Origin of the sequence: Microbacterium sp. 22296 (assembly GCF_052045385.1) — a bacterium.
Lineage (GTDB): Bacteria > Actinomycetota > Actinomycetes > Actinomycetales > Microbacteriaceae > Microbacterium.
In genome coordinates this window covers 19,448-31,290 of the sequence record NZ_JBQEOS010000004.1, presented here as the reverse complement: position 1 = coordinate 31,290, position 11,843 = coordinate 19,448, and the positions used below count along the sequence as shown (strand labels likewise).

Below are 11,843 nucleotides of genomic sequence, written 5' to 3'. Positions count from 1 at the left end.
GTGTCCGCTCGGGCCCGCGCCCGGGGCGGAGCGCGACGGTTCCGGTTGCTACGACCGGCTCAGCGACCGCCGCGACGCGCCACCGGGCAGACGGAAGGGCCGGGCGCCCTACACACCCGGCCCTTCCGTGGCTCGCTTCCGCAGCCCCCCGTTCAGCGCTGGCTGAACGCCGCGTCGAACGCCGCACCCGAAGGCTCGAACGTCGACAGCTTCCTCACGAATCCGAGCGCCTCGGGCGCCCCGATCAGACGGTCCATTCCCGCGTCCTCCCACTCGACCGACAGGGGGCCGTCGTAGCCGATGGCGTTCAGCATGCGGAACGCGTCCTCCCACGGCACGTCGCCGTGGCCGGTGGAGATGAAGTCCCAGCCGCGGCGCGGGTCGGCCCACGGCAGGTGCGACGACAGTCGGCCGTTGCGGCCGTTGCCGAGGCGCTTCTTCGTGTCCTTGCAGTGCACGTGGAAGATCTTGTCCTGGAAGTCCCACAGGAACGCGACCGGATCGATGTCCTGCCACACCATGTGCGAGGGGTCCCAGTTCAGCCCGAACGCGTCGCGGTGGCCGATCGCTTCGAGCGCCCGCTTCGTCGTCCAGTAGTCGTAGGCGATCTCCGAGGGGTGCACCTCGTGGGCGAAGCGCACCCCGACCTCGTCGAAGACGTCGAGGATCGGGTTCCAGCGGTCCGCGAAGTCCTGGTATCCGGCATCCACCATCTGTTCGGTGGCGGGCGGGAACATCGCGACGTACTTCCAGATGCTCGATCCGGTGAAGCCGGTCACGGTCTTCACCCCCAGCTTGGATGCCAGGCGCGCCGTGTTCTTCAGCTCCTCGGCGGCGCGCTGACGCACGCCCTCCGGGTCGCCGTCGCCCCACACCCGGTCGGACACGATGTCGCGGTGACGCTGGTCGATCGGGTCGTCGCAGACGACCTGGCCCTTGAGGTGGTTCGAGATCGTCCACACCTTCAGGCCGTTGCGCGCGAGCACGTCGAGCTTGCCCTGCACGTAGGCGTCGTCCTCCCAGCGCCACGGGTCGAGGTGGTCGCCCCAGCAGGCGATCTCGAGGCCGTCGTAGCCCCACTCGCCGGCGAGGCGCGCGACCTCGTCGAAGGGCAGGTCGGCCCACTGGCCGGTGAACAGCGTGATCGGTCGCGTCATCGCGGAAGTCCTCTCATCGGGGGGAGTCGGGGGGATGCGATTCAGGATGCCGCGAGCACGCGGTCGGCGGAAGCGACAGCCGTCGCCGCCTCGACGCCCGTCCACACGCCGTCCGCGTCGGAGCTGCGCACCACGGCATCCAGAACCTCCTGCACGTGCAGGCCGTCGGCGAACGAGGGGCGGGGGTCGGCGCCCGCAGCGACCGCTTCGACGAAGTCCTTCGCCTGGTGCGAGAAGCCGTGCTCGTAGCCGAGCATGTGACCCGTGGGCCACCAGGAGCCGGCGTAGGGGTGGCCGGGCTCGGTCACCAGGATGCGGCGGAAGCCCTGCTCGGTGTCGGGGAGGGTGGCGTCGTAGTAGTGCAGTTCGTTGGGGCTCTCGAGGTCGAACGAGAGCGCGCCGAGGGAGCCGGCGATCTCGACGCGCAGACCGTTCTTGCGGCCGAGGCGGAAGCGGGAGGCCTCGAACGACGCGAGGGCACCGGATTCGAGGCGCCCGGTGAACAGGGCGAGGTCGTCGACGGTCACGGCGCCGCGCTCGGCGCCGGCCGAACCCGACAGCCCCGAGGACGCCGCCAGCACCGGACGCTCGGCGACGATCGTCTCGAGGACGCCGGCGACGCGGATGAGTCGCTGGCCGGTCATGAACTCGGTGATGTCGACGGCGTGCGCGCCGATGTCCCCGAGGGCGCCGGAGCCGGCGCGGTCCTTCTGCAGGCGCCACGTCAGCGGCGCTTCGGCGTCGCTCAGCCAGTCCTGCAGGTATTCGGCGCGCACCTGACGGATCTCGCCCAGGCGACCGGCGGCGATGAGGTCGCGCGCGAAGGTCGTGGCGGGAAGGCGACGGTAGGTGAACCCCACCATCGACCGGATGCCGTTCTCGGCGGCGGTCGCCGCGGCATCCGCCATCCGTCGGGCCTCGTCGACGGTGTTGGCGAGGGGCTTCTCGCACAGCACGTGCTTGCCGGCCTCGAGGGCGGCGATGGCGATCTCGGCGTGCGTGTCGCCGGGGGTGACGATGTCGACGACGTCGATGTCGTCGCGCTCGAGCACCTCGCGCCAGTCGGTCGAGCTCTCGGTCCACCCCCAGGTCTCGGCGGCGGCCCGGGTGCGAGCGGCATCGCGCCCGACGAGGACGCTCATCTCGGGGGCGAGGGGGAGATCGAAGAAGCGGGGAGCGACGCGCCATCCCTGGGAGTGCGCGGCGCCCATGAAGCCCGCGCCGATCATGGCGATGCGAAGGTGCTGGGTCACGATGAGGTCTTTCTGTGGGGGGAACGAGGACGGGGCGCCCGCGGCGAGCGCGGACGCCCCGGACCAGATCAGGACTCGAACGACAGATCGATGAAGGACGCCACGTTGTCCTTCGTCACGACCGGTGCGTCCAGCACGATGCGGTTGGGCACGCTCGGGGTGATGAGGTCGCCCGCGGTCTTGCCCTGGGCGATGAGGCGCGCGAGCGCGATGCCGTCGGCGGCCTGCGTCGAGGGGTAGATGACCGTCGCCTGCAGCGGGGTGTCGCCGGCCTCGATGGCCTCCATGGCGTTGCGGCTACCGGCGCCGCCGACCATGAAGAACTCGTCGCGACCCGACGCCGTGATGGCGGCCAGCACGCCGATGCCCTGGTCGTCGTCGTGGTTCCAGATGGCGTCGATCTTCGGGTTGGCCGAGAGCAGCTGCGAGGTGGACGACTCCCCTCCCTGCACGGTGAAGTCGGCGGCGACGCGCGGGCCGACCTCGAGACCGCAGTCCGACAGGGCGTCGGCGAAGCCGGCCGAGCGGTCCTGGGTCAGCGGCAGCGAGTCGATGCCGGCGATCTCGGCGACGACGGCGTCGCTGTTGCCCTCGAGCTGCGCGCAGATGTAGGTGCCGGCGCTGACGCCCATGCCGTAGTTGTCACCGAGCACGGTCGAGCGGGCGGCGAACGGGCTCGAGAACTCGCGGTCGACGTTGATGACCGGGATGCCGGCCTCCATCGCCTTGATCGCGACCTCGGTCAGGGCGGCGCCGTCACTGGGCAGCAGCACGATGGCATCCACGCCGTTGTTGATGAAGGTCTCGACGGCGGCGATCTGCGCGTTGACGTCGTTGGTGCCCTCGGCGACCTGCAGGTCGACGTCGGGGAAGCTCTCGGCGGCGGCGAGTGCGCCCGAGTTGATGGCGCCGAGCCATCCGTGGTCGGCGGCGGGGCCGGAGAAGCCGATCGTGACGGTGTCGCCGGTGGCGGCGTTCTCCTCGGTGCTGGTGCCCTGGTCGACGACGTTCTCAGCGTCGTTGTTCGAGCCCGTGCAACCGGCGAGCAGGCCGACCGACGCGAGGACGGCGACTCCGGTGAGAACGAGACGGGAACGCGACTTCATCTGTGAGCGCATGTACTTCCTCCTTGAATGTGATGCAGCGGGGGTCGTCGCGGACGCGGGTCGTCCCGAAGGAAGGGTCCACTCTGACGCCGCTCACGCTAGCAGAAGTATCGGTTCGGTAGTCAACTTTTGATATTCCGCTGATAAAAGTCGCGGAACGCCCCGTCATCAGCCCGCTTGCCCGCGCCGTGTGCGGCCGAGGCGGAAGGGAGTCGCCGCGCCCCCCTCGCATTTATGCGTGTCGCGCGTCGGAGATGTGGCGTGTTATGTTCGCTCCGTGATCAAAGTTGACCATGCGTCGTCATTACTCCACGTCCACGGCGTCACGAAGTCCTTCGCCGGGGTGCACGCCCTGCGCGGCGTCGACCTCGACGTCCGCGCCGGTGAGGTGCACTGCGTACTCGGCCAGAACGGCGCAGGCAAGTCCACCCTCATCAAGACGCTCGCGGGGGTCCACCGGCCCGACGGCGGCACGATCACCTGGCAGGGCGAGGGCGTCGAGATCGCCGACCCGCAGGCGGCGATCGACCTCGGCATCGCCACGATGTACCAGGAGCTCGACGTCGTCGACGGTCTCACGATCGCCGAGAACATCTTCCTCGGACACGAGCTCGCCCGGGGCGGCTTCACGAAGCGCTCCGCCGCCGCGCGACAGACCACCGAGCTGCTGCGCCGCCTGGGGCACGCGAGCCTGTCGCCGCACACCGAGGTCGGCTCGCTCAGCGCCGCCAACAAGCAGATCGTGAGCATGGCGCGTGCCCTCTCGCACGACATCAAGCTCATCATCATGGACGAGCCGTCGGCCGTGCTCGACAGCGAAGAGGTGAAGAACCTCTTCGCCGTCGTGCGGGAACTCACCTCCGAGGGCATCGCGGTCGTCTACATCACGCACCGCCTCGAGGAGATCCGCGAGATCGGCGACCGGATCACCGTGCTCAAGGACGGACGCACGACCGCGGTGGGACTCCCCGCCGCAGAGACGCCCACGTCCGAGCTCATCCGCCTCATGACCGGTCGCGAGATCACCAACGTCTTCCCCGAACGTGCCCCCATCGCCGCCGACGCGCCCGTGGTGCTCGATGTGAAGGACCTCTCCCTTCCCGGTGTCTTCTCCGACGTGTCCTTCAGCGTCCGCGCGGGGGAAGTGGTGGGACTGGCCGGTCTCGTCGGGTCGGGTCGCTCCGAGATCCTCGAGACGGTCTACGGAGCCCGCCGTTCCTCGGGCGGCAGCGTCAGCGTCAAGGGGCGCACCCTTCCGCGCGGCTCCGTGTTCGCCGCGGTCCGCGCCGGGGTGGGTCTGTCCCCCGAGGAGCGCAAGAGTCAGGGCCTCGTGCTCGACGAGCCCATCTACGTCAACGCCACGCTCGCGTCGATGTCGCGCTTCGCCAAGGGTGGCTTCCTCGACGACCGCTCCGCGCGACGCGTCGCCGCGGAGCAGATCGACGCCCTCGAACTGCGCCCCGCCGACCCCGACCGCGCGGCACGCACGCTCTCCGGCGGCAACCAGCAGAAGATCCTCCTCGCCCGCTGGCTCATCCACGGTACCGACGTACTGCTTCTCGACGAGCCCACCCGCGGCGTCGACGTCGGCGCACGCGCCGAGATCTACGCACTCATCCGCGACCTCGCCGCCGCCGGTAACGCCGTCGTCGTGGTCTCCAGTGAGATCGAAGAAGTCCTGGGCCTCGCCGACGTCGTGCTCGTCGTGGCCGACGGTCAGATCCTCCGCACGCTCCCCTCCCACCAGATCGACGAGCACGGCGTGCTCGACCTCGTCATGAAAGGATCCGCCGCGTGAGCGAGCCGACCACCCCGACCCGTGTGCGCACGGTTCCCGCCGAGGCCGGCGCGACGCCGGCCGCCCCGTCATCGACATCGCCCGTTCGGGCGTTCTTCTCCGGATCCGCCGGTCGCAACATCGGCCTCGTCGTCGCCCTCGTGGTGATGATGATCGTCGGAGCCATCTCCGCTCCGGGGACCTTCCTCACGGTCGACAACATCTTCGTGATCCTCCGCCAGGCCTCGATCACCGGCGTCGTGGCCATCGCCATGACCCTCGTCATCATCGCCGGCGGCATCGACCTGTCCGTCGGATCCGTCGTGGGCCTCGCATCCGTCGTCGGCACCCTGGCCGTCGTGCAGGACCTCGCCGATTCGATGCACTGGATCGTCTTCGTGATCTTCGCGCTCGCCGTGGGCGCGGCCGCGGGCCTGATCAACGGCATCGTCATCGCGTACGGCAACGTCGTGGCGTTCATGGCCACTCTCGCGATGCTCGTGGGGGCGCGAGGTCTCGCCGAGATCCTCGCCGAGCGCCGTACCCTCGTCGTCGAGGACCGCAGTTTCATCACCTTCATGAACTCCGACATCCTCGGCGTGAACATGCTCGTCTGGATCTTCGCGATCGTGGCGGTGCTCGGCTGGGTGCTGCTGAACCGCACCACGTTCGGTCGTCGCACCATCGCCATCGGCGGAAACCGCGAGGCCGCGCGCCTGGCGGGGATCAACGTCAAGCGTCACGTCATGTGGCTCTACGTGCTCGTGGGCCTGGCCTCCGGTATCGCCGGTGTGATGTTCCTCGGACGCACCACCGCCGGAAGCTCCACCAACGGCCAGCTCCTCGAGCTCGACGTCATCGCGGCGGTCGTCGTCGGCGGGACGCTCCTCGTGGGCGGGCGGGGCACGATCACCGGCACCGTGTTCGGCGTCCTGATCTTCGCGACGCTCACGAACGTGTTCATCCAGAACAATCTCTCCTCCTCGGTCCAGGCGGTGGCGAAAGGTGTCATCATCGTGGTCGCGGTGCTGCTGCAGCAGCGCTTCGCCCGCCCTCCTGGACGGAGCTGACGAGACCTTGTGCCGGCGGCGGCTGCGTAATGTGCGTAGCCGCCTTCGGCATGTGGATCGAACACATGTCAACTAATGGTGTACTGAGGGCGTGAAGAGGATGACGACAGATTCCGTGCAGTCGGTCAACGGCGTGAGCCAGTTGTTCCAGCTGCTGCGAGACGGGGTCCCGCGCACCCGCGCGGAACTGGCCAAGTCCACCGGCTTGGCGCGGTCCACCGTCGCCGTGCGCGTCGACGAGCTCATGCGGATGGGTCTGATCACCCCCGTCGCCGACGCCGTGTCCACCGGCGGTCGCCCTCCGTCGCAGTTCGCGATCAACCCCGCCGCGAAGGTCGTCGTCGCCGTCGACCTCGGTGCCTCGCACGGCACGGTCGCCATCGCCGATCTCACGGGCAAGGTGCTCTCGGAGAAGACCGGCGAGATCGACATCGCCCTCGGCCCCGAGCCGGTGCTCACCTGGCTCGTCGAGACGGCATCCGCCCTGCTCACCGAGTCGGGACGCTCGGCCTCCGACGTCGCGGCCATGGGCATCGGCGTCCCTGGACCCGTCGAGCACTCCACCGGGCAGCCCGTGAACCCCCCGATCATGCCCGGCTGGGATCGCTTCGACATCCCCGGCTGGATCAACCGCCACATGCCGGTGCCCGTGCTCGTCGACAACGACGTCAACATCATGGCGCTGGGCGAACGCAGCGTCGCCTGGCCCGCGGTCGAGCACTTCATGTTCGTCAAGGTCGCCACCGGCATCGGCACCGGCATCATCTCCGACGGACGCCTGCAGCGCGGCGCCCAGGGCATCGCCGGCGACATCGGCCACGTGCAGGTCGCGCGCGGCGCCGACATCCCGTGCCAGTGCGGCAATCGCGGATGCCTCGAGGCTCTGGCATCCGGTCCCGCCATCGCCCGCGCCCTGCGCGCGCAGGGGATCGAGGCGCACACCGGATCCGACGTCGTCGATCTGGTCAAGCGCGGCAACATCGACGCGATCCAGGCCGTGCGCCAGGCCGGTCGCGACATCGGCGAAGTGCTCACGACGTGCGTCAGCCTCATGAACCCGTCGGTCATCGCCATCGGCGGCTCGATGGCGCGGGTCGGCGAGCACCTGATCGCGGGCGTGCGCGAGGTCGTCTACACCCGCTCCACGCCCCTGGCCACCGAGTACCTCTCGATCGTGCAGTCCGTCGCGGCCGAGAACGCCGCGGTCATCGGTGCGAGCATGCTCGCCGTCGAGCACGCGCTCGCTCCGGAGTCGCTGAACGCCGCGTTCCTGCGGGCCTGACCCCGCGCCTGGGCGCGATGCGCTCCCGCCTGCACAACGGCGGGTCGTTGCGGTGACACGCCGGTTGTCGCGTCCCCCGCCGCGTCGTTGCGGTGACACGCCGAACCGGGATGCCGCCGGCCCGGCGCGTCGCGCATCGCCCCTTCGTTGCGGACCGCCCGTCGGCGTGCTCGGCCCGTCGGCGTGCACGTCGCCGCTCGGGGCAGGCGGCTCGCGGCCGTCGAGTGGGGCAGAACTCCCGCGGATCGACGTGGGTCGACGCTCCGGGGCGGGTCGACGCTCCGGGGTGGGTCCCGCGACACGACGCAGGAGATGTGCGCGGCAGAGCGACTCGAACGCGCGTGAGCGCCGCGTCCGGGACGGATCTCCTGCGTTGTGTCCGAGCGAGGGCTCGCCGACCCATGGGTGGGTCCGCGTGCGACTGTTCCCCGCACGTCGCGCAGTGAGGACACCGTCAGGGTGCCGTTCCTCGCAGATCGGCACCCTGCTGGCACGACCCGGATAGGGGGCTGTGCGCACCGCGCCCTTCTGCGACTCCCCGTGCCGCAGCGGCACCCACGCGGAACGCCCGCCGTGCCGCAGCACGACGGGCGTCGTCCATCGCTCGCGGCGTGGAGTGTCCCTCTCCACGCCGCGAGCGGGTCTCAGGGCCGGCGGGGGGTATCTCCCTCGGCGCCGGAGGGGTCCGCCCACGGTTCGGAGACGGTCGCACCACCTACGGGAACCGTCTCGCGCTCGGCGTCGACGCCCGGCGCTCCCTCCGCCCGAGCCGCGGCCACCGCGGCGGCGAGCTCCCGCGCGTGGGCGGCCTTGCGCCGGCGGGCGGCGACGATGCGCCAGGCGACGAACAGCGCGAGGACGAGAAGGATCGCGAGCGCCGTCCACGGCATCGCGGCCGTGGCCGCGGACCCCTCCGACACGAGCGGATCGAGGGCCGAGGGCTCGGCGCCCGCGAGGGTCCGCGAGACGACCTGCGAGGTCGCGGTCACCTCGGCGGTGAGGAGACCGAGCGGAACGACTCCGGCGACCTCGACCGTGCGCTGCAGGGTGCTCCCCGGCAGCAGTTCCGGGGCGTCGTCGGCGGCGGTCACGCCCGCGAGGCCGAAGGGGCCGCCGAGGGCGACGTCGACGGCGGGGTCGAGACGCGTGTTGCCGGTGTTGGTGAGGGTGTAGGTGACGGTCGCCGAGCCCGACTCGATCGGGCTGGCCGTGCCGTGGTAGTCGACGACGACGTCACCCACGGTCAGCGCGGGCGCGAGGTCGCCCTGCACGCGCAGGTGCACGCGGGAGCCGAGGCGTCGCTCGGTGATGGTGCCGTTGTCGGCGGTGACCCGCATGGATGCCACCACGCCCGCGGCGTAGTCGCCCGGGGGAGCGTCGGCGGGCACGGTGATGACGAAGGGGACCTCGGCGCTCGCGCCGCTGTCGAGGGTGAGCTCGGGCGTTTCGACCTGCACCCAGCTGCCGAGGTCCGTGGATGCCACGCCCCCGGCGAGGATGTCGAGCGAGCCGTCCTCGGTGAGGAAGCCGTCGGCGGCGTAGACCGAGAGCGTGATCGGCTGCGGGCTGCGGTTCGCGACGTAGAGTGCGTCGCCCACCGTGCCGCCCGGCTGCAGGTCGTAGGCGTAGTTGGGGCGGTCGCGGCCCTGCGCGGTGTCGGCGGGCTTGACGCTCCACGTCACCGTGGTGTCGGCGGAAGGGGCGGCGGCGGCCGCCGAGGCGGCGATCGGCGTGCCCAGCAGAAGGGCGAGAGCGGTGAGAAGGGAAAGGAGGAGACGGACGGGTGAGGTGATCGCCTGGGACATGGGCGTGGCTTTCGGTTCGAGGGAGGTCCGCCGGGGCCGCGCTCCGTGAGGGAGCACGACCCCGGCGGGTGGGATCAGCTGAGGGCGGTCAGCGTCACGGTCGCGGTGTAGGTGCCGCGGGGGGTCTCGAGCGGGAGCTTGAGATCCAGGTCGGCGCCCACGAGCGAGCTGCCACGTGCGTGGCCCTCGTCGGCCGACGCGAGGGTGCGAGCGACCGACAGGCCCTCGCCCTCGTCGAAGCCCGAGGGGACGGGTGCACCGGCGACGGCGTCACCGCCGTTCTCGAGCACTTCGGGCGTCCAGCCGAGGTACTTGCTCGACACCTGCTCGCCACCGGCGGTGAAGTCCGACACCTGGGCGGTCAGCGACCATCCGGGGTTGCCGGCGCGGGTGTCCTGGATGCGGATCGGGATGATCTCGCCCTCGGCGTGGAAGTGGTCGAGCTCCTGCTCGGCCACCCCGAGGTCGACGAGGCGCGACGTGCCCTCGATCGCCCACGTCAGCTCACCCGAACCCTGCTCGGGCACGGTCACGGCGATCGACTGGTCGCCGGTCGGCGGCGCGGTCGGCGCCTCGCCGGTGTAATCGCCCGTCGTCGAACCCGCGCGGACACCGGCGCCGAACACGGCGGCGGGGGTGTTCGCATCGAGCGCCACGGCGCCGTACACGGTGGTGTTCGCCACGCGCAGGTTGGCCGAGTTGCCCGTCAGCGACAGGCCGCCGCCGATGGTGTTGGCGAACGCGTCGCTGCCGCCGTCGGCGGTGGCGCCGATCAGCACGTCGCGCGAGCTGCCGCTCACGGTGACGTCGCCCTGGACGACCGCACCGGTCATCGACACGCCCCAGCCGGAGCGGTCGACCGACACGTCGCCTCCCACCGAGGTGCGCACGACGTCGACGTAGTTGGCCTGCTGCGTGAGCAGCGAGCCGGTGATCGCGCTGTCGACGACCTCCACGTCGATACCGCCGGCCTCGACCGAGCCGCCGACGAGCAGGTCGTTGACGTAGAGGAAGCCCACGGTGGTGTCGACCGAGTAGGCGCTGATGTCGCCCTCGACGCTGGTTCCGTCGAGCGAGACGCCGTAGGCATCGGTGGCGATGACGTCTCCCGTGACGGTGACGGAGGTGGCATCCAGCCATCCGCCCTCCTCCACGACGATGTCGCCCTCGACGGTCGCGCCGCCCAGGACGCAGTCCGCGCCGCTGGGGACCAGCAGGTTGCCCGAGACGGTCTGGCTGCCGAGGTCGTCGGTGCAGGTGAGGTCGGCCGCGTACGCGGGGACGGCGACGACGCTGCCCCCGATGACGAGGAGGCCGACGGTGGTGAGTTTGGTGATCTTGTTCATCTGATCTTCCTCGTCGCTCAGCCGCGCAGGGCTGCGATGTTGTCGTAGCTGCGGTCGGCGTTCGCCAGCGAGTCGCCGGGGTTGACCGGCACCGTAGCGGCGTTGTCCTGCTCGAACATGCCGAACCGCTGGCCGCGGTCGCGCAACTGCGACAGGAACGCCGTGTAGTCGATGTTCCCGGCGCCGAACTCGACGATGTCGTAGCCGTTGGGGCTGTTCGGGTTCAGCTTCCCGTCCTTGAGGTGCAGGATCGGGAAGCGTCGCGGGTCGCGCTTGATGTAGTCGATCGGCTCGAAGCCCGGGTACAGGTGCTTCCCGACGTGCGCCCAGTAGACGTCCATCTCGAAGAACACCGTCTCGGGGTTCAGGTGCTGCCAGTACAGGTCGTAAACGCGCTCCTGGGTGTCGGTGGTGTAGCCCCACTCCTGGGCGTGGTTGTGGAGGTAGAGCTTGATGCCTGCGGCTCGTCCCTTCTCGCCCATCTGGTTCCACGTGCCGATCGCCTGCATCCAGGCGTCCTTGGCGATGGGTCCGCCGTAGCCGCCGGCGATGGGACCGCCCTGGCCGAGGTGGGGCATTCCGAGCACGTTCGCGATCTCGAGCTGCTGGTCGATGTTGTTCGGGTTCAGGTTGACGTGTGCCCCGGTCGCGCGCAGGCCGTTGTCGTCGAGCAGCTGACGGATCTGCTGCGGGGTGATCGCGCCGACCTGGCCCTGGGTGTACCCGGCGAACTCGATCTCCGAGTAGCCGATGTTCGCGAGCTCCTCGAACACCGCGCGGAAGCCCAGCGAGCTGACCTTGTCGCGGACGGTGAACAGCTGGATGCCGATGCGGTTGACCGGCACGAGGCGCTTGCCGGCGCTGACCGGGGGAGCGGCTGCCGCGGCGCGGGCGCCGAAGCCGGTGGACGCGGAGGCTGCGGCGGGCATGGCGGCGGCGCCGATGCCGACGGCGACGGACGATGCCGCCAGGGCCTTCAGCAGCGTGCGACGGCTCATGGGCCGATCCGGCACCGTGGGGTGCGCGTGGTCGTGGTGGTGACTCATG

At 70.4% G+C, this 11,843-nt stretch carries 9 protein-coding genes; 3 read left to right on the top strand and 6 right to left on the bottom strand.

Going from position 1 to position 11,843, the window contains the following annotated elements; all coding sequences use genetic code 11:
- Window positions 1-152 precede the first annotated feature (152 nt).
- From ACTJJP_RS09315 to ACTJJP_RS09305, 3 genes are all read right to left on the bottom strand, one after another.
- Entirely contained in the window at window positions 153-1,157 is a 1,005-nt protein-coding gene (locus ACTJJP_RS09315) for a sugar phosphate isomerase/epimerase family protein (RefSeq protein ID WP_440774735.1), read from the bottom strand.
- Between the two features lie 41 nt (window positions 1,158-1,198).
- The gene (locus ACTJJP_RS09310) at window positions 1,199-2,386 is read right to left on the bottom strand and encodes a Gfo/Idh/MocA family protein (RefSeq protein ID WP_440775085.1); all 1,188 of its coding nucleotides are present in this window, start codon (window positions 2,384-2,386) and stop codon (window positions 1,199-1,201) included.
- 92 nt (window positions 2,387-2,478) lie between these two features.
- Window positions 2,479-3,528 carry a substrate-binding domain-containing protein gene (locus ACTJJP_RS09305; RefSeq protein WP_440774734.1) on the bottom strand — a complete coding sequence of 350 codons (1,050 nt, stop codon included), beginning with the start codon at window positions 3,526-3,528 and terminating at the stop codon, window positions 2,479-2,481.
- Between the two features lie 265 nt (window positions 3,529-3,793).
- Between ACTJJP_RS09305 and ACTJJP_RS09300 the strand changes: the two genes are divergently transcribed.
- From ACTJJP_RS09300 to ACTJJP_RS09290, 3 genes are all read left to right on the top strand, one after another.
- On the top strand, window positions 3,794-5,314 hold the full coding sequence (locus tag ACTJJP_RS09300) for a sugar ABC transporter ATP-binding protein (RefSeq protein WP_440774733.1): 1,521 nt from the start codon (window positions 3,794-3,796) through the stop codon (window positions 5,312-5,314).
- Window positions 5,311-6,363 (top strand): ABC transporter permease, encoded by a 1,053-nt coding sequence (locus ACTJJP_RS09295; RefSeq protein ID WP_440774732.1) that lies wholly within the window; start codon window positions 5,311-5,313, stop codon window positions 6,361-6,363. The genes ACTJJP_RS09300 and ACTJJP_RS09295 overlap by 4 nt, the downstream gene beginning before the upstream one ends.
- 100 nt (window positions 6,364-6,463) lie before the next feature.
- Entirely contained in the window at window positions 6,464-7,645 is a 1,182-nt protein-coding gene (locus ACTJJP_RS09290; RefSeq protein WP_183419329.1) for an ROK family transcriptional regulator, read from the top strand.
- A 644-nt stretch (window positions 7,646-8,289) separates the two neighbouring features.
- Here the strand turns inward: ACTJJP_RS09290 and ACTJJP_RS09285 are convergent.
- From ACTJJP_RS09285 to ACTJJP_RS09275, 3 genes are all read right to left on the bottom strand, one after another.
- Entirely contained in the window at window positions 8,290-9,450 is a 1,161-nt protein-coding gene (locus tag ACTJJP_RS09285) for a hypothetical protein (protein ID WP_440774731.1), read from the bottom strand.
- 74 nt (window positions 9,451-9,524) lie between these two features.
- Window positions 9,525-10,796: a hypothetical protein gene (locus ACTJJP_RS09280; protein ID WP_440774730.1), complete on the bottom strand. Its 1,272-nt coding sequence runs from the start codon at window positions 10,794-10,796 to the stop codon at window positions 9,525-9,527.
- A 17-nt stretch (window positions 10,797-10,813) separates the two neighbouring features.
- On the bottom strand, window positions 10,814-11,842 hold the full coding sequence (locus ACTJJP_RS09275) for a sugar phosphate isomerase/epimerase family protein (protein WP_440774729.1): 1,029 nt from the start codon (window positions 11,840-11,842) through the stop codon (window positions 10,814-10,816).
- Window position 11,843: the final 1 nt, after the last annotated feature.